The organism is Streptomyces sp. NPDC050560 (assembly GCF_044457285.1).
In the GTDB taxonomy this organism is placed as follows: Bacteria; Actinomycetota; Actinomycetes; order Streptomycetales; family Streptomycetaceae; genus Streptomyces.
This window is the reverse complement of sequence record NZ_JBITGT010000007.1, coordinates 49165-71737: the sequence shown is the minus strand read 5'-3', so window position 1 is coordinate 71737 and position 22573 is coordinate 49165. Positions and strand designations below refer to the sequence as shown.

The window sequence follows — 22573 nt, the reverse complement described above, 5'->3', positions numbered from 1 at the left end:
ACGCGAACAGCAGCAAATCAAGATCAACAAGCGCTGAAGCGAGCACGCGACACGCCGCTGACCAGCCCGGCCCCGGGAGGGTGGGTCGAATCTTCAGAGCAGGGGCGGGCGACCCAAACGCCCTTGTCGCCCGATTTTTTGCGTGATCCAAAACAACGCCTGATCCAGCGAGCCGAGTTCGGCGACATTAGTGACTCTGTGTGATGTCACGCTTGGTGACCGGGGGTGATCATGGGCGCGGTCACGGATGAGATCACCGCCGAGGTTGATCAGCTCCGCGGGCGGGACACCGCGCCCGGCCTCGCGGCCCTCGCGGTCAGCCTCGCGCAGACGGTGGACGCGGCGACGGCACCGACGGGCAAGGCGCTCGCGGCGAAGGAACTCCGCAGCGTCATAGGCGAACTGAGGAAGCTCGCGCCGGTCGGTGAGGAGGGGGACGCCCTCGATGAACTCACAGCTCGCCGAGAGGCCCGCCGCGCGGCCGGAGAGTGAGCCGCTGGTCGGGGTGCAGACGCCGCGGCTGGCGACGGCTCCGGCCGACTGGCTGTCCAGCTCGGGCCAGGAGGCCGTGGAACTGGCGGCGCTCGCGGGGCTTCACCTTGATCCGTGGCAGCAGCACGTGCTCGATGTCGGGCTGCGGGAGCGGGCGGACGGCAACTGGTCGGCGTTCGAGGTCGCGGTGAACGTGCCGCGGCAGAACGGCAAGGGCGGGATCATCGAGGCGCGCGAGCTGGCGGGGCTGTTCCTGCTCGGCGAGCGCTTGATCCTCCACTCGGCCCACGAGTTCAAGACGTCCATCGTGGCGTTCAAGCGGATCGAACAGCTCATCATGGGCTGTCCTGACCTGCGCAAACGTGTGCTGCGGGTGCGGCGCACCACGGGTGAGGAAGCGATCGAACTCGTCACGGGGCAGACGCTTCGGTTCCTCGCCCGCTCCGGCGGGTCCGGCCGGGGCTTCACGGGGGACTGCAACGTCCTCGACGAGGCGATGATCCTCGGTGACGACGCGATGGGCGCGCTCATGCCGACGATGTCGGCTGTGGCGAACCCTCAGCTCTGGTACCTGGGGAGCGCGGGGATCGGTGGGCCCTCGGTGCAGCTCGCGCGTCTGCGGCGGCGGGCGGAGGCCGCGGGGGAGTCGGGGATGCCGGATGCGTCGCTGGCGTACTTCGAGTGGTCGGTCGACCCGCACCGTGACGAGTGCCCGCAGGGCTGTACGGAGCACGACGACGCGGACGACCCGGCCGCGTGGGCGACGGCGAACCCGGCGCTCGGCATCCGTATCTCCGTTCAGCACGTGCGCAACGAGCGCGCGTCCCTGGGGCACGGCGGGATCTTCGAGCGGGAGCGGCTCGGGGTCGGCGAGTACCCGTCCGACGTCGAGGACTCGTGGCGGGTGATCCCTGAGGACGTGTGGCGCTCGCGGGCGGACGGCTCGTCGGCGATGGCGGACCCGGTGGCGTTCGCCCTCGACGTGACCCCCGAGCGGTCGCACGCGGCGATCTGCGCGGCGGGGCGGTCGGGTCCGGCGCGGCACGTGGAGGTCATCGACCACCGGCCGGGCACCGGGTGGGCGCCCGAGCGGGTGGCCGAGTTGGCGGTGAAGTGGGGGCCGTGCGCGATCGTCATCGACCCGGGCGGCCCGGCCGGCGCGCTCATCAAGGCCGTACGCCGGGCGCTGCAAGACGCCGATCTGGACGACGAAGCCCTGGTGGTGGAGACGAAGACGCGGGACGTGGCCGCCGCCTGCGGCCAGTTCTATGACGCGGTCGTCGCGCCCGGGACGCTGCGGGACGACGAGGACCAGGAGGGCCGGGAGGGCGCCGCGGGGCCGCTCGTGCACCTGGACCAGGCGCCGTTGTCGACGGCGCTCGCGGGTGCGGACAAGCGGCCGGTGGGCGACGGCTGGGCGTGGGCCCGGCGCGGTGTCGGCGTGGACATCTCCCCGCTCATGGCCGCGACGCTCGCCCTGTGGGGCCACGCGGAGCGCTGGGATGCCGAGGAAGAGCGGGGGCCGATCCTGTGGTGAGAACCGTTGTGCTGGCGGTCGCCGAGGCGCTGTGTGTGCTGCTCGTGCTGTACGGGGTGGCGCTGGTGTCCGTGCCCGCGGCGGTCATCCTCGGCGGGCTCGCCGGGGTCGCGGGAATCGAGGTGGCGGCAGGGCGGCCGGCGCCGGCCCGGCGGCGGGGGAAGGGGGCACCGTGAGTCTGTGGTCCCTGCTGCGGGGTACGGAGCGGCGTGCGTCGCTGGAGTCGCCCGCGCGCCCGCTGACGGATGCGTCGCTGCTGGAACTGCTCGGGGGCGTGCAGTCGGCGGCCGGTGTCCAGGTGTCGGAGGTGACCGCGCTGCGGATGCCCGCGGTGTGGCGGGCGGTGTCGCTGATCGCCGGGGTGTCCTCCGCGCTGCCGCTGCACGTCTACAAGACGGGCACGCGCGACGTGGTCACCGGGACGCTGCTGGACGACCCGCACCCGGAGCTGACACCGCTTGAGGTGTGGCGGCTGGCGTACACGCACCGGGTGCTGTGGGGCAACGCCTACATCCAGAAGCTGCGGGCGCCGTCGGGGCAGGTCAAAGAGCTGTGGCCCATCAGCCCGGATCGGGTGCTGGTGGAGCGGGAGCGGCCGAGCGAGGGCAACCCGACGGGCAAGTGGTTCTGGGTGACCGACGACTGGGGCAGCACGCACCGGCTGACCTCGCGCGACGTGCTGCACATCCCCGGGCTGGGGTATGACGGGCTGACGGGATGCTCGCCGGTGCGGGCGGCGGCGCAGAGCATCGGGCTCGCGCAGGCCGCCGAGCAGGGTGCCGCCTCCCTGTTCGGCCACGGCAACATCATCTCCGGTGTCCTCCAGACCGAGCAGCGGCTGAAGGCCGGGGATGCCGACGCGCTCAAGGCCCGCTGGCAGGCGATGGTGGGCGGCGTCGACAACGCGCACGGCGTCGCGGTGCTGGACGCCGGGGCGTCGTTCCAGCCGATCACGATGCCGCTGAAGGACGCGCAGTTCCTGGAGTCGCGGGAGTTCCAGGTCACCGAGATCGCCCGCCTGTTCGGGGTCCCGCCGTTCCTGCTGATGTCGACGGAGAAGTCCACGTCGTGGGGGACGGGGCTGGAGCAGCAGGCGCAGGGCTGGATCACCTTCGACCTCCACCCGACATGGATCGCGCCGACGGAGCAGCGCGTCACCAAGGAGCTGCTGCCCCCGGGGCAGTACGCGCACTACGCGCTGGCGGGGCTGCTGCGCGGCGATTCCAGCGCGCGCGCCACCTTCTACCGGGCCATGCGGGACACGGGCGTCATGTCCGCGAACGACATCCGCGCGCTCGAAGAGCTGCCGCCGATCCTCGGGCCGGAGGGTGACGTTCACCTCCAGCCGACGTACATGGGCCCGCTCGGGATCAACCCGCTCGCCAACGACGGCGGGGACACGGCGGCCCGGGCTGCGGCCCTGATGGAGGAGGCCCGGCGCCTGATGGCCCTTCACGCCGACCAAGGAGGCAATCGCGATGCCGACGATGACCGGCGCTGAGGAGCGGCGCCGCCTGTCCCTGGACACCGCCCACATCACCATCCGGGCCGACGGCGACGGCGGTGCCCGGCGGTTCGGCGGGTACGCCGCCGTGTTCAACTCCCGCACCGCGATCGGCAACCCGCTGCGGTGGGGCTTCTACGAGGAGATCGCGCCCGGGAGCTTCGGCAAGACGCTGTCCGAGGGCGACGCGCGGATGCTCGTCGACCACGACTCGTACTACGTCGTGAGCCGTGTGTCCGCCGGCACGCTCGGCCTGGCCGAGGACGGGCACGGCCTGGCCGTCGACTCCGCCCTCGATACCCGCCTCTCCTACGTGCAGGACCTCGCGGTCAACGTGGAGAACCGCAACATCACCGGCATGTCCTTCGGGTTCTACGTCATCAAGGACGACTGGACCACGGAGGAGATCGAGGTGGCGGGCGCCGACCCCGTCGAGGTCGACGTCCGTACCATCCGGGAAGTCCGCCTCATCGAGGTGAGCGCGGTGACGTTCCCGGCCTACACCGACACCGAGGCGGAGCTGAAGGCCGTGGCCCGCGCCCTCGACCACCGCGGCGATGCCGCAGCGATCGAGGCCCGCGCGAAGTACCGGCCCGAACTCCTCACCCTCACGCACGTCGACCGCGAGCCGGAGCAGTCCACTCGCGTCGTGCAGACCACCGCTGAGCCGGCCGTGTCCACTCAGCCCGCCGGCCTGCCCCTCGACGCGCGCATGAGAGCGCTGGCCGCCCGCTACGGGCTCCCGCGCTGACCCGACGAACCAACCGGGCCCCGTCCATGTGGCGGGGCTCTGGCGTAGCCGTGGAAGGACACAACGCCATGCCCAGTACTGTGCTCGACCGAGCCATCGACAAGCGCGCCCGCGTGTGGGCGCAGATGCAGGAGATCCAGGCCCGCGCCGAGTCGGCTGGCGCCGACGGGCTGACCGCGGAGGAGCGCGCCGCGTGGGACGCCGCCGAGGCCGACCTCACCGCCGCGTCCGAGGACATCGAGCGCCTGGAGCGCGCGGCCCGCCTCGACACCGTCAGCCGCGCCGGCGTCGTCGTCACCACGGGCCCGGCGGCCGAGGACCGGCGGGAGACCCCGCAGGACGAGGAAACCGCCTACCGGGAGGCGTTCATGGCGTTCACCCGCTACGGCGCCAGCGAACTGACCGCGGAGCAGCGGGCGCTCATGACCGCGAACCGGCAGCAGATCCGGGCGCAGGCCACGAGCCCCGGCAGCGCCGGCGGCTACACCATCCCGACCGAAACCCTGAACAAGATCACCGAGACGATGAAGGCGTTCGGCGGCATCCTCGGTGCGGCCAACGTCATGCCCACCGCGTCCGGCGCGCCGATCAACTGGCCCACCAACGACGACACCGCCAACGTCGGCGCGATCCTCGCGGAGAACAGCCAGGTCACCGAGCAGGACGTCGAGTTCGGGCAGAAGGAACTCGGGGCGTACACCTACACCTCGAAGATGGTCCGCATCTCCCTCCAGCTCCTCCAGGACTCCGCGTTCCCCCTCGACTCGTGGCTGCCCACCAAGCTGGGCGAGCGCATCGGCCGGGCCGTGGCCGCGCACCTGGCGACCGGCACCGGCACCAACCAGCCCACCGGACTGTTCACCGCCGCCACCACCGGCGTGACCGGAGCCGAGGGGCAGGCCGACAGCGTCACGTACGAGGACCTGGTCGACCTCCAGCACTCCGTCGATATCGCCTACCGCAACGGCGGCCAGTACGTCATGGCGGACCAGACCCTCAAGGCCGTGCGCAAGCTCGTCGACGGGATGAGCCGCCCGCTGTGGGAGCCGTCGCTTCAGGCCGGCGTCCCGTCGACCCTGCTGGGCTTCCCGGTCCTCATCGACAACGGGGTGTCGGCCATGGCCGCGGAGGCGAAGTCGATCGGCTTCGGCGACGTGAACGCCGCCTACGTCGTGCGGCAGGTCGCGGGCGGGCAGATGATGCGCCTGGCCGAGCGGTACGCCGACTTCCTCCAGGTCGGGTTCCTCGGCTTCGCCCGCTTCGACGCCGTCCTCGACGACGGCGCCGCGTTCCGCGTGTACGCCAACGCGGAGAGCTGACCACCTTCCCCCGGACGTGCGGCCCCTGTGCCCCCAGCGGGGGCCGCACGTCCCTGCTCATAAGGAGGCGGCAGGGTGCCGCAGATCCGAGTACTACGGGCCGTGGCCGGGGCCAGCTTCTCGTGGCGGCCGGGGCAGGTCGTCGACCTGCCCGAGGCGGCGGCGCGCGCGTGGGCGGACGGCGTGCGCGCCGAGCTGGTCGACGCCGACGAGCACCGCGGCGCGGAGAAGGCGACCCCGCGCTCGCGCGGCGGCGGCCGCGCCAAGCGGGCTGAGACGCGGGGGTGACGCGGTGGCACTGCTGACCCTCGACGACGCGAAGGCACAGCTCAACCTGACGAACACCACCGAGGCGCAGGACGCCGAGCTTCAGGCGTACGTCGACGCCGTGGGCCCGGTCATCGAGGGGTACATCGGGCCGGTGGAGCCACGCGAGGTCACCCAGACCGTAGTTGGCCGCGGGCCCACGCTGTGCTTGTCCACGACCCCCGTCCTCGTCGTCACCTCGCTGACGTCCGTGTACGCGGGGTGGACGGGCATCGACTCGGCCGGGCTGCACGTGGACGGCGAGTCCGGGGTGCTGCGGCGCCTGGACGGCGCCCACTTCCGCGGCGGCCCCTGGACGGCCGTGTACACCGCAGGCCGCGAAGAGGAGCCGGGCACGGTCAACCTCGCCGCCCGGATGCTCGTACAGCACCTGTGGCGCACGCAGAACCGGGCATCGCCCTCGGTGCTCGGCGGCGGGGACGACTACAGCGTGACGGAGCCGGTCCCCGGCTTCGGCTACGCGGTCCCCAACCGGGTCCTCGAACTGCTGGAGCCGTACAAGCGACCGCCGGGGGTGGCCTGATGGCATCACGCATTCCCGACGTCCTGGCGGCGCTCGTCACGCTGGCGTCCGGGCCGGGCGTGCTGCCCGGCGTGCAGGTCACAGACGGTGTACCGGTGAGCGACGCGCAGAACCCGGAGTGGGTCCTGGTCGGGTTCGCCGGGGACCCTGACGGTGACTTCGAGGCAGCGCAGACCGCAGGCGGCTGGTCCGACCTCGCCACCGGGCGGGAGGAGCAGTTCACCGTCCCGGTCGCCGTCGTCGTGCTCCGTGCCGCAGACCAGATCAGCGCAGCGCGCGCGAGGGCGTACGAGATCGCCGGGGTGCTGGAGCAGCAGCTACGGGCCGCCCCCTCGCTGGGGCTGCCGTCGCTGGAGGCCGCGATCGACGGCACCGTCCTGGTGCAGGAGCAGATGACGACCGGTATCCGCGTGCGGCTGGTGCTGACCATCGCCGGACGCGGATTCACGTAGGAGGTGATGGCCATGGTGCGGATGCGGCATGACGGCGTCGAGCGGGAGATCACCGTGCCGGAGGTCTCCGTGCGCGCGTACGAACGGTCGGGCTGGGTGGTCGTGGGTGGCCGCCGTCCGGCGAAGACCAAGGCGGCCCGGGGTCGCCAGACAGGAGAGAACTGATGGCGACTCCGATCACGCCCTCCGTGCGGTACTACCGCCGGGGCACGACCAAGGTTTTGTGGGTGCCGACGATCGCGAACATCCAGACGCCGACCCGGTCTGAGATCGAGGCGGGCACGGCGTTGGAGTCCGAGACCGGCGCCATGGCGGGCTGGCAGACCACCAGCGCCACCGTGCCGACCGCTGCCCTCGGATCGCGGTTCACGCCGACGGTGCCGGGTGAGATCACGGCCGCGGACTCCAGCCTGACGTTCTGGGCGTCGAAGGACGGCGAGGACGTCCGGCAGATCCTCGTGCGCGAGGCCGCCGGGTTCGTGATCTGGATGGACGAGGGCGACACCGAGGACGGGACCATGGACGTCTACCCGGTGACCGTCACCAGCCAGGCCAAAGTCAGGGACATGGACACGGCCGCCCAGATCATGGCCCAGTTCGCGATCACCAGCGTCCCGGCGGAAAACGTCGCGATCCCGGCCGCGGCGGGCGGCGGGGGCTGACGTGGCGGACCAGGTGCGCATCCTGGGCACCGGGCAACTCCTCACACTGGCCCGGCGCCTGGAGGCCGCGGGCGGGCTTCGGCTGCGCAACAACATGACGCGCCGTATCCGCCGCGCGGCCGAGCCGCTGCAACGCGACCTCCAGCGGGCCATCCGCACGGTGCAGTTGCCCGGCACCGGCGGCAGCCGCGGCGGTGGCCGGTCGCCGACTACGCGGCCGCTGCGGGCCACCCTCGCCGGGGGTATCCGCATCTCGGTGCGGCAGGGCGCCAACCCGGGCGCCCGCGTGTGGATGGACAAGTCCCGCCTGCCGCGGGACCTGAAGAACATGCCCTGGGTCATCGACACCGGCAGGGTGCGCCACCCGGTGTTCGGAAACCGGTCGCGGTGGGCGACGCAGTGGGCGCGCCCGTCGGGCTGGTGGTCGCGCACCGTCCGTGCCGGGACGCCGCGGATGACGGCCGAGATGGAGCGCGTCCGGGACGACGTACGCCGGGATCTGGAATGAGGACCGAGTGATCATCAGCTACACGCACGAGGACGGCACCACCGAGGCGGTGTCGACGGAGGATCTGTCCGCGCTGGAGTCCGCGGCCATCGAGGACGCGATGGGCGGCACGCCCTGGCGGGAGATCGAGGACCGCCTCCGCGGGCAGGACCCGACCGCGATGCGCGCCGTCCTGTGGGCCGTACGCCGCCGCGAGAACCGGGGACTGGTGTTCTCCGACTTCGACGTGCCCGGGTGGCGCCGCCGACTCACCGCGCGCATCGAACGCAGCGAGATCGACGACGTGTTCAACAGCATCGTCGCCGAGGCCCTGGGCTCGTCGGAGGACACGAGCATCGACGCGATGCTGCCGCACCTGCGCAAGCTCGCCCACGACCCCGCCGACATCCAGGCGGCGCTGGACGCCCTGGGAAAAGGCCACCTGGCCAGGTCGGCGGACTCCGCGGACTGATCGGCGAATACCGCTGGCTCCTCGCCCACTACCTCCACATCCGTCCCTGGGAGATCCAGCACCTGAGCGCCGCTGACCTGGAGTCGGCCGTCATGTGGATCAACCGCCACCTGTCCCAGCAGGGGTCGATCTAAGGGGGGTGGCCATGGCGAACACCCTCACGTTCATCCTCCAGGGCCGCGACGATCTGTCCCGGTCTCTGAATGGCGCCGGAGACTCAGCGGACCGGCTCCGCGCCCGCCTCAACAACATGTCGAACGACACGTCGCGCCAACTGGCGGGATTCACCCGGGACGCCGACGGGAGGTTCAGGGACCTACAGGGCCGGTTCATCACGACCGACGAGGCGGCCCGCCGCCTGAACGACGGGATCACCAGGCTCCGGGCCCCATTCGCCGACCTGAGCAACCACGCCCGGCACTTCGGTGACGAGCTGCGGTCGTCGTGGATCAGCCTCATTCCGGCGGCGATCCCACTCGGCGCGGGGCTGGCTGGGGCGGCGGCCGCGGTCGCCGCGCAGCTCGGTGCGGGGGCGACGGCGGCGGTGGCGTACGGGCTCGCGCTCGGCCCGCAGATCACCGCCATCGGCAACGTCATCAAGGCCCAGGACGCCTACGACGACGCGGTGCAGACGTCGGGGCGTACGTCGCAGGAGGCGGCGCAGGCGCAGGCCGAGGTGCAGCGGCAGCTCGCCACGCTGCCCCCGGCCACACAGCGCGCCGCGGTCGCGGTGGGGCTGCTGAGCGACAACTTCCACGACTGGTCTGACTCCCTCTCGGGCGATGTGATGGGCCCCTTCGTCAAGGGTGTCGGTGTCGCGAACGCGCTGCTGCCGAAGACGACCGGCTACGCCATCGCGGCCTCGGGCCAGTTCGACCGGCTGGTCACGATGCTCGGCGGCGCCATCGAGACCCCGGGCTTCGACAAGGCGAACGCGCGCTTCCAGGACTTCAGCGAGAAGACGCTGCGGGACGGGGTCGACGGGCTGACGGAGTTCTTCGCCAAGGTGCAGCGTGGCGACTTCGACAACTCGGGCATCGAGCGCTTCTTCGACTACGCACACGCGCAGGGGCCTGCGGTGGCGAGCGTGCTGCACAACGTGGGCGACGCCACGTTCCACCTCCTCGACGGGGCATCGGGCGTCGGCGTCGGCATGCTCGACCTGATCAACGCCCTGTCCGGGATCGTCGCCGCGGTGCCGCCGCAGGGCATCGCGGCCCTGCTCCAGATGGCCATCGCCATCAAGGCGGTGAAGCTCGCGGCGGCCGGCGGCAAGGTGGTCGGGTCCACGCTCGCGGCGATCGCCACACAGATCGGCGTCATGCGCACGGCGTCGACCGGCACACCAGGGCGCATCGCTGGGGTGACCGCGGCCATCGGTGGCCTGTCCCGCGGCGCGAAGGTGGCCGCAGCGGGCACCGGCATCGGCCTTCTCGTGATCGCCCTGTCCCAGTTGTCGGGGGTCGGGAAGTCCGCGCCGCCGGACGTCGACAAGCTGACCACGAGTCTCGGGAAGCTCGCCGAGACGGGCAAGGCCAGCGGGGAGGCGGCCAGGGTTTTCGGCTCGGACTTCGGGGACTTGGCGGACTCGCTGGGGACACTGGCGCGGCCGAGCACGCTGGACAACATCCAGCAGGGCCTAACCAAGATCATCGGCATGGACTCGACGCCGGTGAAGGACGCCAAGGAGCGCTTCGACGGGCTCGACAAGGCGCTCGCCGGACTCGTCTCCGAGGGCAAGGGCGACCTTGCCGCGAGCGCCCTGGACCAGGTCATCAAGCAGATGGCCAAGCAGGGATTCACCGCCGACGAGGTGCGCGGCCAGCTCGACGACTACAAGGACGCCCTTGCCGGGCAGCGCTTGGAGCAGCAGCTCGCCGCGCAGTCCATGGGCCTGTTCGGCGACCAGGCGATCGCGGTGCAGCAGAAGCTCGACGCGCAGAAGGCGAGCGCGGACGGACTCCGTCAGAGCATCGTGGCCCTGAATGACGTCAACCGGAGTGCCCTGTCCGCGCAAGCGGATCTTGAGCAGGCGATCGACGACACGGCCAAGGCAGCCCGCACGAACGGGGATGCGCTCCACTACACCGGCGGTGAACTCGACCTCGGGTCACAGAAGGCGCGGGACGCGTACCGGGCCCTGAACGACCTCGCGTCCAAGACCGACGCGGCCACGACCGCCGCACGCGACCAGGGCCGGAGCTGGGACTACATCTCCAGCCAGTACGACAAGGGCCGCAACGCCATGATCCGGTCCGCCATGCAGATGGGGCTCAACCGCACCGAGGCCGCCCGGCTTGCCGACCAGATCCTGAAGACGCCGAACAAGACCGCCTACGTCAAGGGCGACCTCGCCGACCTCAAGGCCAAGTTGGCGGACGCCAAGTCCCGGCTCAAGTCGGTACCGGACTCCCGGAAGGCGCAGGTCCGCGCGGAGATCGCTTCGCTCCAGAAGAAGATCGCTCAGGCCCGGTCGGCACTGGCGAGCCTGCACGATCGGACGATCCAGATCAACGCCCACATGTTCATCACCGGGTCGGGCGCCGCCCGGGCGGCGGTGTCGAAGTCCGGCGCCGGCCGCATCTTCGAGTACGCGGGCGGCGGCCTCATCGGCGGCCCCTCCCCGGGCGGGCTCATCCAGGGGCCGGGCACGTCAACGTCGGACTCGATCCCGATCTGGGCATCGAACAACGAGTACATGGTCAAGGCCGCGGCGGTCGCGAAGTACGGCGTGAAGTTCATGGACGACCTGAACGCGGGCCGCGTGCCGCTCGGGCGCCCGGCGGCGGGCCGCGCTGCGGCGTCGGCCAGTTCGGCGGCCGCGGCGGCGGGGACGGCGGTGACGTACAACGTTTACCCGCGCGCCTCGGTCATCTCGGCGTCCGATCTCCAGCTCATCACCCGGCAGGAAGAGGCGCGGCAGCGCGTGGGGAGGCCCCGATAGATGCCCCTGATCTCCGCGCCGTACGTGCCGCCCACCGGGCCGCCGTCGACGCAGCCGCCGCCCATCCAGGTGCCCGAGGTGGGTTACGCCAGCATCACGTACATCGACCCCACCGGCCGACGGTGGCCGATGACGGATCTGTCGGCGGAGTGGTACACGCTCGCCGAGGGCGTGTCGGGGCTGGGGGCGGCGCCGTACGTGCTGACGTCGGACCAGCATCCGCGGGGTGGTGCGCGGCTGCGGCACGTCCAGCCGCAGCCGCGCACCATCGTCTGGCCGGTGCTGGTCAAGGGCGCGGATCACCAGCGCTTCACGGACAACTGGCGGTCGGTGGGCAAGGCGTTCACGCGGACGCTGCGCGAGGGCCCGGGGACGCTGGAGGTGGCGCGCCCGGACGGCGGCGTACGGCGCATCGCCGTCTACTACTCCCAGGGATGGGAGGGTCGCGGGCAGGTGGCGACCGGCATCACCTGGGACTCCGCCGTCGTCACGCTGTGGTGTGAGGACCCGTACTGGGCCGACGCGGTGCCGGTGCGTGTGCACCGGGAAGCGGGCGTGCTTGCCGACTACCTGGTGCCGTATCCCACGGTGAGCAGCAGCCAGGTGCTCGGGGACACGACCGTCAGCAACCCCGGCGACGTGGACGTCTGGCCGGAATGGCGGATCACGGGCCCCGCCGAGGTGATCACCTTCACTCGCGAGGACACCGGCGAAGCCTTCGTGCTCGACACGACCGCGACTGATCACGGCGCGCTCCTCGCCGGGGAGACCGCGACCGTGAGCACGGACCCGCCGAGCGTGCGCGGGCCGGGCGGGGAGAACTGGGTCGGGGGCCTGAACTGGCCCGACGCCACGCTGTGGAGTCTGCCGCCCGGCGACACCCCCGTCACCTTCCAGCTCGACGGCGCCGCGCCCGGGTCCGCGGTCGACCTGACGTTCTACCCCCGCTACGAGATGGCCTGACATGGCGCTCACCCTGCTGGTCACCGACCGCAACCTGAACATCCTCGGGGCCCCGCTCGCCGGGTGGACCAAGCTCACGTGCGAGCTGAACTTCAACGCGCCCGCCTCGGGCTCGGTGCCGCTGCCCGCGCACCCGGAGTACATGGCCCTGCTCCAGCCCGGCAACCGCATGGTCCTGATCCGGGACGGCAGCATCTGGTGTGCCGGGCCGATGGAGAAGCCGCAGACGTACACCTGGGACCTCGACGACAACGCCGGGCCGGGCGCGGTCCTCGTGACGTGGTCGGACGACCTCGCGCGGGTCGCCGGGTACCTCACGTACCCGGAGCCCGCGAAGGCGTTCACCGCGCAGACCACGACGACGGACGTCGTCCGGCAGATCACGAGCACGAACGCGGAGACCGTCATCCGGACGTTGGTCGACGAGAACTGCGGACCGGGCGCCCTGGCCGCGCGGCGTATCGAGCGGCTGGTCCTCGATGATGTCGCCGGGGTCGGCAGCACGGTGAGCGTGAGCACGCGGTTCGAGCCGCTGCTCGACGCCTGCCGCACCGCAGCCGCCACGGACGGGCTTGGCTTCAGGACGAGGCAGGTGGGCGATCAGATCCTCTTCGGGGTGTACGCGCCCGTGGACCGGACCGCGACGGCCCGATTCAGTGCGGGGCTCGGCAACCTGCGCTCCGTGGGCTTCGACCTCTCCGCGCCGCTCGCTACGTCGGAGCTGGTGCAGGGCGGCAACGACCCCAAACAGGAAGCCTCCGAGGGCGAACCGGTGCCCGCCCGCGTGTACCTCGAAGTCGAGTCCGGTGCCGCGGCGGACTGGTACCGCGTGGAGAAGCTCCAGGACAAGACCGGCACCACGGACGACTCCCAGGGCGAGCTGACGCAGGCGGGAACACTCGCGCTCGGAGACGACAACCCTCACGCCGGGCTGTCCACGGTCACCGTCGACACCCCGGCCCTGCGCGCGGGCGTCGACTACGGCCTGGGCGACCGGGTGACCGTCGTACTGCCGACCGGGCTGGAGGTCGCCGACGTCGTGCAGACGATCCGCCTGGAGGCCACCCCGGATGACGGGGAGCTGGTGACCACTGTCGTCGGCAACTCGGATCAGACCACCACCACCGCCACGGTCCGCGCAGTGCGCGATCTGGCACGCAGGCTCGGACGACTGGAAGCGAGGTAGCCGTGGCACAGATTTCCTGGCCCGCCCCGGGGCACAACGACCGGGCGGTGACGGACTCGGAGTACGAGGAGATGGCCGCCCGCTGGTCCGATGACGGCGTGTACGGGGCGCCCACGGACGCGCCGGTCGTCGCGGCCGGGGCGGGGCTCGCGGTCACCGTACGCGCGGACGTGCAAGCGTCCCTGCGCGGGCACGCGTGGACGTCCGGCGACTCCGACCTCACGCTTACCGTCGCCGCCAACTCCAGCGGGTCGACGCGCACGGACCGGGTGGTCCTGCGGCTGAACCGCGATGACTGGACCGTGACCGCGGCCGTGAAGCAGGGCACGCCGGGCAGCGGGGCGCCGCTGCTCACGCAGGCCCTCGGCGCGTCCGGCGTGTACGAGATCAGCCTCGCCCGCGTCACCGTCCCCACCGGCGCGTCGTCGGTGAGCGTGACCCGCGCAGAGCTGTACGTCGGCGGCCGGTTCCGGCCGTGCACGTCCACCACTCTGCCGGAGTACGCGGGCATCGGGGACGGCGTCGTGGAGACCGACACCGGCCGCGTACGCATCTACGCCCCCGGCGGCTGGCGCACCATCTCTTCGAGCAGCGACGGCACGATCAGCATCGACTCCCCGCTGTCCGCCTGGTCCATCGAGACCGAGAGCGTGATCGAGGTGCGTAATGGCCTCGTCACCATGCGGCTCGGCAGCTTCGAGCGTGCCGCCGGAACACTTGGGGCGTCGACCTCTTCGCGGCTGCCCGCGCTCATCCCGAGCGCGTACCGGCACGCCACCCGGGATCAGTACATCGTCGGCTACGTGACCGGGGTGGAGGTGTGCCGCATGACGCTGTACTCCCGCAACACGGACATGCCGGGACAGATTTGGTTGACCCAGAAGCCGAGCATTGCCAACGGCGACCACGTCCTCGCCACGAGCGGTGTGACCTGGGTGGTGGCGGACTGATGGCCCGCAGTGAGTACGGTGCCGGCGTCGCCGACTTCATCGTGACTCCGGCCGACGGCCTGTGGCAGGTCGGCGCCGGGGTGAGCGTGACGTTCTGGGACTCGCCCGCGGACGGCATCCAGTACACCGACCTCCTTGACGCCGACGGCGGGCCGCTCACCGCGGTGACCGCCGACGAATTCGGCGCCCTTCCCAGGTTCTTCGGGCCCGAGGACACCATCGGCATGTGGGCGGATGCGGGCGGCGGCACCCGCGCCTGGATGGACGCGCACAGCCTGACCGCAGGGGCGCCCGGGGACGAGGACCCGGCACCGGTCACCTCCGTCAACGGACAGACGGGAACTGTCGAGCTAGACGCCGATGACGTGGGCGCGATCCCCGCGGAGGCGGCCGGCGCACCGGAGGGCGTCGCGCAGCTCGACGAGGACGGGCACGTCCCCACCGAGCAGCTTCCGGAGATCGGCGGCGCGGTCGACTCCGTCAACGGCAAGACCGGCACCGTGGTCCTGGCGGCCGCCGACGTCGGCGCCGTCGACCTGGCAGACGTGGGCAGCGCGGGCGGCGTCGCCGACCTCGACACCGACAGCCGGGTGCCCGACGCGCACCTGCTGCCCTACGGCTTCCGGCCCACGGACCTCGGCATGCTCGCCTGGTCCTTCGACCCCGCGGCCGGAACCAGCGGCGGCCGGGCGCCGTCCACCGGATCGTTCCGCATCACCGCCATCCCCGTACGGGAGACGATGACGGTTACCAAGCTGGTGTGGCACGTCCTCGGCTACGAGGGCACCGGCCTCGACGCCGGGTCCAACGCCGGGATCTTCGCGCCGAGCGGCGCTCTCTGGGGAGACGTCGGCAGTATGATCGACGCCACCAAGATGCCCGCCGTCCACAACGCGGGCGGGCAGACCGTCGCGGTGCCGCTGTCCGAGCCGGTCGACCTCGATCCCGGCATCTGGTACATCGGTTTCCGTTTCATGATCGGCACCAGCGCGAACGCGCCGATCATGATGTGCGCCGATTCCACGAACGCAACCCCGGTGGTCACACTCGACACCGACGTGAAGCCGTTCGGCGTGATCTCTGGCCTGTCATCGTGGCCGACCTCATTCAATCTCAACGCGGTGGAAACCGATCCCATCCGGTTCTGGGCCGCCCTCGCCTGAGCAGCCCACCCCACCCCACCCCTCGCCCCGACGCCGTGTGGTCCGGGGCTCTCTCACGTCTGGAGTCCCATGGCGACCAGCCGCGGAGTCGACGTCTCCGCCTACCAGAGCCCGCAGAACTGGGCCGACCACAAGAAGGACGGGGTGAGCTTCGCGTTCGCCAAGGCGAGCGAGGGCGCCCACACCCACGACACCCGCTTCGCCACCCACATCACCGCCATCAAGGCCGCGGGCCTGGTGCCCGGCGCGTACCACTTCGCCTGGCCCAACCAGAACCCGGCGACCGAGGCTGCGAACTACATCGCCGCCGTGCATCCGTACGCCGGGAAGGGCTTCACGCACTGGCTCGACCTGGAGCGCTACGAGGACGGCCGCAACTACACCGGCCGCTCGGCCGCGCAGATCAACGCCTACACCACGGCCTGGCTCGCCGCCGTCCGCAAGGCGTTTCCAGGGCAACGCGTCGGCGTCTACACCAGCGGTGACGACCTCGCCAAGGGCCACGTACCCGCCGGGGTGCCGCTGTGGTACCCGGCCTACCCCGGGGCCTCGTGCGACACCTACGCCGAGGCCGAGAAGCGCCCGCAGCCCCGCCCCTCCGGGCGCACGCCCATGTTCTGGCAGTTCGCCGGGAGCCCGCTCGACCGCTCCGTCTGCTACCTGTCCGCCGCCGAGCTGCGCACCTGGGCCGCGGGCGACGCCCCCAAGGAGGACGACCCCATGCCCCTGCCCCTGTACGTCAACCTCGGTGTCGCCGAGCCGTTCACCCTCGCGCCTGGCCAGGACTGGGACGCGATCGAGTTCACCACGGAGTGGACGGACGAGCCCGGGCACCACGCCACCGGCGGCAGCGTGTTCGCCCGGGGCCCTGCTCGGTTCGTCGGCCAGCTCTCCCTCGTCGTGGAGGGCCTGCCGCCGGGGCGCGAACTCCAGATGCGGCAGTCGGAGGTGGACGCCTCGGGCAAGGAGTACGTGCAGGACCACCCCATCTTCGAGCTGGTGGGCACGGGCGGGTCGACGTTCGGCGGGATGCCGGTCGTCAACCGGCTCGCGAAGGACCGGCAGATGCGGATCAGGATCAAGGCGTTCGAGGACACCCCCGTGAAGATCGTGAGCGCCGTGCTCAAGGTCATGACCTGGAAGGAAAGTTGATCATGACGAACTCCTCTCTGCCGCCGCTCGGCACCATCGGCCGGACTGCGGCCACGTACGCACGTGACCTCGCGGAGCGTGTGATCTGGACGTTCCTCGCCGCGGCAGGCGCGGTCGCGCTGGCGGCCGGTCCGGCGGACATGCTGCACGCCTCGTTCTGGCAGGGTGCGGCCTCCGCGGGGATCGCCGCCGCGGTGTCGCTCGTGAAGGGCCTTGCCTCGAAGGTCGTCGGTGACCGCAACAGCGCGTCGTCCGCGCCCGGAGTCTGACCCTGCCCCTGCACGCCGAGGGGGTGCCAATGGACGCCGCCACGCTCACCGCCGCCGCGGCCCTGATCACCGGGGTTGCGGGGGCGGCGGCGGCCGTCTACGGCCACCGCGGCGCCGCACGGGCGACCCGGGAGGGGAACGCAGTGACGGGCTTCAACAGCCTCACGGACCAGCTCCAGGAGGAGCGCGTCGAGCTGCGCACGGAGCTGGCGACCGTGCGCGCGGAACTGGCGGCCGAGCGCGCCGAGCTGTCTGCCGCGCGCGCGGAGTCCGCGCGGCTGCGGGCCCTGGTCGTGCAGTTGGGGGGCGAGTCATGACCCGGGCCGAGGCCCTGCTGTACCGACGCCGCCACCTGCTGTGGGTGGTGGCCGCACTCCTCATCATCGGCGGCGGCGTCGCGCTCGCCCTCATCCAGGTGCACCGGGCGCAGCAGCGAGCCGACCAACTCGCCAGCGAGGCGGACCGCCGCGGCACCGCCGTGAGCACGCTGGCGACGGACGTGCGGACCCTACGGCAGCAGGTGCGGGATGCAGGGGCGACACCGGCGGCTCCGGACCCGGCTGACGCCGTCGACGGCCTGCCGGACCGGGCCGAGGTCCCGGTGCCGATCCCGGGCCCCCGCGGCGAGCGCGGGATCACCGGGCCCCGCGGCGCGACCGGCGCGCCGGGGAAGACGGGCGCCGCGGGCGACCCGGGGGATGTCGGCGCCGACGGCACGGACGGCTCGGATGGTGCCGCGGGCACGGCCGGACCGCCGGGCCCCGCGGGCGAGCCAGGCCCCGCCGGGCCGCCCGGCGCGGACGGGCGGGACGGCGCCCCGGGAAAGGACGGCCGGGACGGTCAGACCTGCCCCGACGGCTACACCCTCCAGCCCCTGCCCGCGGACCCCGATGCACTCGTGTGCCGCCGCGACGACGCCCCCGCCGACGGCGACTCCGGCTCGACACCGCCTCAGGCCGCCGGCCTCGACCCCACCCGCAGGCAATACCGATGACAACGGCCCCCGCCCACCCCTTCACGGGGCGGGCGGGGGCCACTTTGTCTTGTGCCGAGATTTGTGACAATAACTGGCCAATCTATTCATACCAGTTGATTTGATATTCATCCTGCCCATACTCGTCCTCATGCCTACCTCTCAGCCCGCCGTCCCCGTCGGGGGCCGCATCGAGCCCGTGTCTATCCGTCTGATGGGTTCGCCCGCCGCCGTGCGCGCGGCCGTGGCCGCTCTTCAGTCCGCGGCCGCGTGCAGCCCAGCCAGCTACTACCCGATGCGCCGTGGTGACGGGGAGCGCGCGTATCTCCAGATCACTGTGCCGCTGGTGGACGGGAGTGCGTGAGACCGTCCGGCGCCGCTGGCCCCACAGCCCCCGCCCGCCCCTCCACGGGCGGCGGGGGCTCTTCGTCATGCCGTGCTCCCCGTGCGAGCGGAGAGGATGGGAGGTCCTTCGCAATGTCACCCCTCTGCACACAGGGCGTCACGGTGCGATACCTTCAGTCCTCGCGGCGTGGAAGGGGGGCACGTGCCGGAAGAAGAGATGACTGACGCTCTTGCTGAGAAGATCTTGAGCGGCACGGCAGGAGGAGCGCTGAATGCGCCCTTCGAGTGGCGGCAGAAGAATTTTCCGCGCAAAGAGAGCGCACCGATCCATATAGAGGCAACCGCACCCATCCGGACGGATCTCGGAATTCGACTCGATCTTCGGATGAGAATTGGACTGGACCTTCCCTGGGAATACAGCCTGCTCCTCGTTTGTCCAGCGGCCCGCGTCTGCCTGCGCCGATTGGATATTCGCGGCTCGCACCTGGCTCGCGCTAGTGGCGAAGAATTCATCAACAGGACACATAAGCACAAGTGGTCCGTGGCGCGAAAAAATGCGGACGTATATGCGCCGGACGACATTCGACACAACCCGGACCCGATCCCGAATGCAACCCTCTTGATCATGGATGAAGAATACGATCGGGTCGTGCGTGACTTCGTCCTGGAGTGCAAGATGGCCGTAGGGGCGGGGTACGTGTGGGTACCGCCACCGAGCCCGCCGGTGACGCAGCCGACGTTCGATGGTCTGGAGGACTACCCGTGAACGCACTCGACTACGTCGACGATCAGCTTTCGTCTGTGCTCAAGTGCTGGCGCTTTGCCCCCGGCGGGCGCCCTGGAACTGTCTCCCTCACCGGACGCCAGTACTTCGCCGACGGTGACGGCGTCCGGGTTCTCATCCGAGTTGCAGGCGAAGAGGCCCTCGCGAGCGATGGCGGCGTGATGGCCGCTCGCCTGACCGACGCCGGTGTCGACATCGCCGGATCGACCCGTGCAGGGGCAGCGTGGCGGGAGATCCTGGCCCAGTTCGAGCTTCGCGAACTGGATGGCAGGATCGTCGGACGCCGGCCCTTGCGGCAGGCAGATCAACTGGCCTCCGACATCGCAAGCGCCATGCTCACTGCCGACGGCCTGCGCTGGCTGGCCCTTCCCGAGCGGGAGAGCAAGCTCACGAAGCAACTGTACGATTTCTTGCGAGCTGAAAAGTTCTCATTCACCAGGCGGCCGACGATCAGCCTCCCTCGGGGGTCGAAGGTTAAGCCGACCGCTCGCGTTACCACGCCAAAGCGGGAAGTTCTCATCCAGACTGTCGCAGGAGGCGAGCAGGGAATCGAGCATGCTCTGTCCCTCGTTCAGCGCATCGATCGCGCTAGCTACACTTTCGATCAACGGCTCGTCCTGTTGAAGGGCGTTCCGGGAGAGTGGCCAGCCGATCATCTTGATCTCCTGGCCGAGCATACCCCTGTGGGCTTCTCCGCCCGTATGGAACAGGTGCAGGCGTTCTTGGGAAAGGGCAAGAAGTTGCCGTCACCGGTCGAGGGTTTGTGACAGAGACGAGACGCGACCCTGGATCACCAAAGCGGCCATCGGCCGACGCTCTCCGCGAGTGGGGCATTCCACGTGCGACCCCTTCCGCTCCTCAAAGGACAACGCGTCTCTGTGACAAGGCTCAAGACCTGCCCCGAAGCCCAGCCCGACGCCAGTACCCCTGACCCGACACGGCCCCCGCCCGCCCCCGTGACGGGGCGGGCGGGGGCCGCTTTGCTGCGCGGGGCGTCAGCTACAGGTGTCGAGCATGTCGCCGAGCGCCGTCACCTCGTCGTCGGTGGTCGTCAATGCAAAGGTGTGCTTGATCGACGTGTAGTCCTCGGCGTACGTGCACCAGAAGGCTTGATCCTCGGGCTTCCAGTCGGCCGGTCCGGAGTCCGACTTGGAGCTGTTCGACGACTCGGACGCCACGATCAACTGCGGGTCGTCGAGGTCGTTGCCGAACGCCTTGCGCTGGTCCGCGGTCCAGTCGTCGGCGCCGGAGCGCCACGCCTCCGCGAGTGGTACGACGTGGTCGATCGTCGCCTGGGCCACGACCGTCTGCGTGGTCCCGTCGTAGGCGGAGTACCACGAGCCTGACTCGGGCTGGCAGTCGCCGTCCTCGTCGACGACGTCGTCGCCGTCGCGGGCGAGCACGGCCTGCCGCGTGGTGCAGCCGTCGCCCTGTGACGCCCAGATGTCGAAGGCATCCCGGCTGTAGCCGTCCATGCTGTGGGGGGTGGCGACGGTGAGGTCAGCGAGGTACTCGCGGGCGGTGCTCTCGGCGGGCGGGGGTGGGGGGTCGGCCATCGCCGCGGGGGCGAGGCCGATGGTGCCGACGCTCAGGGCTGCCGAAGCGGCCAGGATGCCGAGTCTTTTGCGCACGGTTTCTCCTTGTGTGGGGGGTTCGGTCCCTCGTCAGGCGCGAACCTGACGAGGCGACAGGGGCCCCATCCCCAGCACAGGACCGGCGGAAACTGGGGATCACCCCAGCGAGAGAGGAAGCGTCAATGCAGCCTTCCAGCGGGCCTCGTCCACTTACGGTGGGCGGGGCCGCTGCGCTATGTCCGGACGCGGGGGGCCGCCGTACTCTGGCGATACGGCCACTGCCACCGAGGGAGCGCCTGTGACCATCCCAGATGACCTGAGCGATCTCTGTCCCGGCGAGCGTATCCGCGTCCTGCGAGAGTCGCGGGGACTGTCTCGTCCAGCGCTCGCGCAGTTCTGCAACCGCGGCCCGGACTGGCTCAAGAAAATCGAGTCGGGCGAGCGTGAACTGCGTTCTCACACGCTCATGATGCGGCTCGCGATCGCCCTTCAGTTGCCCGATCTCTCCCTGCTGACGGGCGGTCCGGCGGAGGTTGCGCAGCCGGTGCCTCTCGGTCGCCTCTCCCATCCGGCGATGCCCGCCATCTGGACCGCCGTGATGGCGCGTCCTCTGGCGTCGGCCGCCGCAGACGGGCCGGTTGCCCCCGCCGTTCTCCAGGGCCGGGCTGATCAGACATGGCGTCTGTGGCACTCCTCCAGGCGAAACCGGAGCGAGGTCGGCGCTCTGCTGCCAGTTCTTATCAGGGATGCCGAAGCGGCGGTCCGGGCCCTCGACGGGGAGCAGCGGCGTGCTGCCCTCGTTGCGCTTTCCGACGTCTACCGGTTGACCGGGCAGGCCACGGCGTACATTGCCCCGGCCGAGCTGGCGTGGGTCGTTGCAGACCGGGCGCTCACAGCCGCGCAGGCAGCGGATGCCCCGGCTGCCATCGCCGCGGCCGCCTGGAACCTCGGCAACATCTTGCGCGAAACCGCGTATCCCGAGGAGGCGTTGCGCGTCGTCACCGAGGCCGCCGACCTCATCCGCCCGCATCTGGAGGACGCCCCCGAGGACTGGCGCGGTGTGTACGGCGCGCTTCAGCTCCACGCTGCGGTGACCGTAGCCCGTGACGGGCGTGAGGGCGACGCGTGGCGGTACTGGGACAAGGGCGACCAGGTGGCGAAGTCCCTGCCAGCCGCGTACGTCCACCCCAGCACCGTGTTCGGCCGGGCGAACGTCGATTTCCACGCAGTCAGCGTTGCGACCGACTTGCAGCGGGCGCAGCGGGCGCTCGGCCTGGCGGACGACATCGACCCCGACGTAATGCCGTCCCGCGAGCGCCGGGCACGCCTGTGGGTCGAGGTCGCCCGCGGGCACCTTCAGCGGGGCGACCGAACGGCCGCGCTGCACGTCATGCAGATGGCTCACAAGATCGGTGCCGAGACCGTGAGCTACACGCCCTCGGCCCGCGGCGTCACGGCAGACCTGTGGCGGTCGGCGCCCCGCGCGATGCGGACGGAGGCGAGCGAACTGGCCGCCGTGGTGGGGATCACGGGGACGGCATAGGGACAGCCGGGGACACGGGGACATTCTGTCCCCCTTCTCTACGTCGTGTGCCCCTACGGTGACGGCCCGTCAGTGCCTCACCTGGGAGCTCCTGTGACGATCGCTCTGCCCTTACACGCATCTCCGCGTCGCGATGCTGCGCCCGTCTGCGACCCCGAAACGGGCGAGATCCGCGTCCCTATCTCGCTGTACCAGGTCGAT

At 71.0% G+C, this 22573-nt stretch carries 26 protein-coding genes; 25 read left to right on the top strand and 1 reads right to left on the bottom strand.

Annotated features, from left to right (window positions below):
- Positions 1–231: 231 nt before the first annotated feature.
- From ACIBIW_RS17260 to ACIBIW_RS17145, 24 genes are all read left to right on the top strand, one after another.
- Complete coding sequence (locus tag ACIBIW_RS17260; protein ID WP_399336870.1) at positions 232–492, top strand: hypothetical protein; 261 nt, start codon at positions 232–234, stop codon at positions 490–492.
- The gene (locus tag ACIBIW_RS17255) at positions 446–2029 is read left to right on the top strand and encodes a terminase (protein WP_399336868.1); all 1584 of its coding nucleotides are present in this window, start codon (positions 446–448) and stop codon (positions 2027–2029) included. The genes ACIBIW_RS17260 and ACIBIW_RS17255 overlap by 47 nt, the downstream gene beginning before the upstream one ends.
- Positions 2026–2205, top strand: a complete 180-nt coding sequence (locus ACIBIW_RS17250; RefSeq protein WP_399336866.1) for a hypothetical protein — start codon at positions 2026–2028, stop codon at positions 2203–2205. Before ACIBIW_RS17255 ends, ACIBIW_RS17250 begins: the two co-directional genes overlap by 4 nt.
- On the top strand, positions 2202–3530 hold the full coding sequence (locus ACIBIW_RS17245; RefSeq protein WP_399336864.1) for a phage portal protein: 1329 nt from the start codon (positions 2202–2204) through the stop codon (positions 3528–3530). Before ACIBIW_RS17250 ends, ACIBIW_RS17245 begins: the two co-directional genes overlap by 4 nt.
- On the top strand, positions 3508–4284 hold the full coding sequence (locus ACIBIW_RS17240; protein ID WP_399336862.1) for an HK97 family phage prohead protease: 777 nt from the start codon (positions 3508–3510) through the stop codon (positions 4282–4284). The genes ACIBIW_RS17245 and ACIBIW_RS17240 overlap by 23 nt, the downstream gene beginning before the upstream one ends.
- A gap of 68 nt (positions 4285–4352) precedes the next feature.
- Positions 4353–5603, top strand: coding sequence for a phage major capsid protein (locus tag ACIBIW_RS17235; protein ID WP_399336860.1), 1251 nt, complete (start codon positions 4353–4355; stop codon positions 5601–5603).
- A 75-nt stretch (positions 5604–5678) separates the two neighbouring features.
- Positions 5679–5891 (top strand): hypothetical protein, encoded by a 213-nt coding sequence (locus ACIBIW_RS17230; protein WP_399336858.1) that lies wholly within the window; start codon positions 5679–5681, stop codon positions 5889–5891.
- 4 nt (positions 5892–5895) lie between these two features.
- Positions 5896–6453: a hypothetical protein gene (locus ACIBIW_RS17225; RefSeq protein ID WP_399336856.1), complete on the top strand. Its 558-nt coding sequence runs from the start codon at positions 5896–5898 to the stop codon at positions 6451–6453.
- Positions 6453–6905, top strand: coding sequence for a hypothetical protein (locus tag ACIBIW_RS17220; RefSeq protein WP_399336854.1), 453 nt, complete (start codon positions 6453–6455; stop codon positions 6903–6905). Before ACIBIW_RS17225 ends, ACIBIW_RS17220 begins: the two co-directional genes overlap by 1 nt.
- Before the next feature lie 12 nt (positions 6906–6917).
- On the top strand, positions 6918–7070 hold the full coding sequence (locus tag ACIBIW_RS17215; protein ID WP_399336852.1) for a hypothetical protein: 153 nt from the start codon (positions 6918–6920) through the stop codon (positions 7068–7070).
- A complete protein-coding gene (locus tag ACIBIW_RS17210; protein ID WP_399336850.1) occupies positions 7070–7567 on the top strand; it encodes a hypothetical protein in 498 nt (165 codons plus the stop codon). Before ACIBIW_RS17215 ends, ACIBIW_RS17210 begins: the two co-directional genes overlap by 1 nt.
- Before the next feature lies 1 nt (position 7568).
- Positions 7569–8075: a hypothetical protein gene (locus ACIBIW_RS17205; protein WP_399336848.1), complete on the top strand. Its 507-nt coding sequence runs from the start codon at positions 7569–7571 to the stop codon at positions 8073–8075.
- 7 nt (positions 8076–8082) lie between these two features.
- Positions 8083–8526 (top strand): hypothetical protein, encoded by a 444-nt coding sequence (locus ACIBIW_RS17200; RefSeq protein WP_399336847.1) that lies wholly within the window; start codon positions 8083–8085, stop codon positions 8524–8526.
- Between the two features lie 145 nt (positions 8527–8671).
- The gene (locus ACIBIW_RS17195) at positions 8672–11470 is read left to right on the top strand and encodes a hypothetical protein (RefSeq protein ID WP_399336845.1); all 2799 of its coding nucleotides are present in this window, start codon (positions 8672–8674) and stop codon (positions 11468–11470) included.
- Positions 11471–12433, top strand: a complete 963-nt coding sequence (locus tag ACIBIW_RS17190; protein WP_399336843.1) for a phage tail protein — start codon at positions 11471–11473, stop codon at positions 12431–12433.
- Between the two features lies 1 nt (position 12434).
- On the top strand, positions 12435–13619 hold the full coding sequence (locus ACIBIW_RS17185; protein WP_399336841.1) for a siphovirus ReqiPepy6 Gp37-like family protein: 1185 nt from the start codon (positions 12435–12437) through the stop codon (positions 13617–13619).
- Between the two features lie 2 nt (positions 13620–13621).
- Positions 13622–14569 carry a hypothetical protein gene (locus ACIBIW_RS17180; RefSeq protein WP_399336839.1) on the top strand — a complete coding sequence of 316 codons (948 nt, stop codon included), beginning with the start codon at positions 13622–13624 and terminating at the stop codon, positions 14567–14569.
- The gene (locus ACIBIW_RS17175; protein ID WP_399336837.1) at positions 14569–15732 is read left to right on the top strand and encodes a hypothetical protein; all 1164 of its coding nucleotides are present in this window, start codon (positions 14569–14571) and stop codon (positions 15730–15732) included. Before ACIBIW_RS17180 ends, ACIBIW_RS17175 begins: the two co-directional genes overlap by 1 nt.
- A gap of 69 nt (positions 15733–15801) precedes the next feature.
- Positions 15802–16884 carry a glycoside hydrolase family 25 protein gene (locus ACIBIW_RS17170; RefSeq protein ID WP_399336835.1) on the top strand — a complete coding sequence of 361 codons (1083 nt, stop codon included), beginning with the start codon at positions 15802–15804 and terminating at the stop codon, positions 16882–16884.
- A 2-nt stretch (positions 16885–16886) separates the two neighbouring features.
- Complete coding sequence (locus ACIBIW_RS17165; protein WP_399336833.1) at positions 16887–17153, top strand: hypothetical protein; 267 nt, start codon at positions 16887–16889, stop codon at positions 17151–17153.
- Positions 17154–17182: 29 nt separating this feature from the next.
- Positions 17183–17470, top strand: a complete 288-nt coding sequence (locus ACIBIW_RS17160) for a hypothetical protein (protein ID WP_399336831.1) — start codon at positions 17183–17185, stop codon at positions 17468–17470.
- Positions 17467–18147 carry a collagen-like protein gene (locus ACIBIW_RS17155; protein WP_399336828.1) on the top strand — a complete coding sequence of 227 codons (681 nt, stop codon included), beginning with the start codon at positions 17467–17469 and terminating at the stop codon, positions 18145–18147. Before ACIBIW_RS17160 ends, ACIBIW_RS17155 begins: the two co-directional genes overlap by 4 nt.
- Positions 18148–18673: 526 nt before the next feature.
- Complete coding sequence (locus ACIBIW_RS17150; RefSeq protein ID WP_399336826.1) at positions 18674–19237, top strand: hypothetical protein; 564 nt, start codon at positions 18674–18676, stop codon at positions 19235–19237.
- The gene (locus ACIBIW_RS17145; RefSeq protein ID WP_399336824.1) at positions 19234–20022 is read left to right on the top strand and encodes a hypothetical protein; all 789 of its coding nucleotides are present in this window, start codon (positions 19234–19236) and stop codon (positions 20020–20022) included. The genes ACIBIW_RS17150 and ACIBIW_RS17145 overlap by 4 nt, the downstream gene beginning before the upstream one ends.
- Positions 20023–20250: 228 nt before the next feature.
- Here ACIBIW_RS17145 and ACIBIW_RS17140 read toward each other — a convergent pair whose 3' ends face one another.
- Complete coding sequence (locus ACIBIW_RS17140; protein ID WP_399336822.1) at positions 20251–20886, bottom strand: DUF1524 domain-containing protein; 636 nt, start codon at positions 20884–20886, stop codon at positions 20251–20253.
- Positions 20887–21127: 241 nt separating this feature from the next.
- Between ACIBIW_RS17140 and ACIBIW_RS17135 the strand changes: the two genes are divergently transcribed.
- Positions 21128–22372 (top strand): helix-turn-helix domain-containing protein, encoded by a 1245-nt coding sequence (locus tag ACIBIW_RS17135; protein ID WP_399336820.1) that lies wholly within the window; start codon positions 21128–21130, stop codon positions 22370–22372.
- Positions 22373–22573: the final 201 nt, after the last annotated feature.

Bases quoted from the DNA above. Each gene is read 5' to 3' on its own strand.
- ACIBIW_RS17260 (WP_399336870.1), top strand. From the start codon at position 232: ATGGGCGCGGTCACGGATGAGATCACCGCCGAGGTTGATCAGCTCCGC.
- ACIBIW_RS17255 (WP_399336868.1), top strand. From the start codon at position 446: ATGAACTCACAGCTCGCCGAGAGGCCCGCCGCGCGGCCGGAGAGTGAG.
- ACIBIW_RS17240 (WP_399336862.1), top strand. From the start codon at position 3,508: ATGCCGACGATGACCGGCGCTGAGGAGCGGCGCCGCCTGTCCCTGGAC.
- ACIBIW_RS17235 (WP_399336860.1), top strand. From the start codon at position 4,353: ATGCCCAGTACTGTGCTCGACCGAGCCATCGACAAGCGCGCCCGCGTG.
- ACIBIW_RS17220 (WP_399336854.1), top strand. From the start codon at position 6,453: ATGGCATCACGCATTCCCGACGTCCTGGCGGCGCTCGTCACGCTGGCG.
- ACIBIW_RS17215 (WP_399336852.1), top strand. From the start codon at position 6,918: ATGGTGCGGATGCGGCATGACGGCGTCGAGCGGGAGATCACCGTGCCG.
- ACIBIW_RS17210 (WP_399336850.1), top strand. From the start codon at position 7,070: ATGGCGACTCCGATCACGCCCTCCGTGCGGTACTACCGCCGGGGCACG.
- ACIBIW_RS17195 (WP_399336845.1), top strand. From the start codon at position 8,672: ATGGCGAACACCCTCACGTTCATCCTCCAGGGCCGCGACGATCTGTCC.
- ACIBIW_RS17190 (WP_399336843.1), top strand. From the start codon at position 11,471: ATGCCCCTGATCTCCGCGCCGTACGTGCCGCCCACCGGGCCGCCGTCG.
- ACIBIW_RS17185 (WP_399336841.1), top strand. From the start codon at position 12,435: ATGGCGCTCACCCTGCTGGTCACCGACCGCAACCTGAACATCCTCGGG.
- ACIBIW_RS17175 (WP_399336837.1), top strand. From the start codon at position 14,569: ATGGCCCGCAGTGAGTACGGTGCCGGCGTCGCCGACTTCATCGTGACT.
- ACIBIW_RS17170 (WP_399336835.1), top strand. From the start codon at position 15,802: ATGGCGACCAGCCGCGGAGTCGACGTCTCCGCCTACCAGAGCCCGCAG.
- ACIBIW_RS17165 (WP_399336833.1), top strand. From the start codon at position 16,887: ATGACGAACTCCTCTCTGCCGCCGCTCGGCACCATCGGCCGGACTGCG.
- ACIBIW_RS17160 (WP_399336831.1), top strand. From the start codon at position 17,183: ATGGACGCCGCCACGCTCACCGCCGCCGCGGCCCTGATCACCGGGGTT.
- ACIBIW_RS17155 (WP_399336828.1), top strand. From the start codon at position 17,467: ATGACCCGGGCCGAGGCCCTGCTGTACCGACGCCGCCACCTGCTGTGG.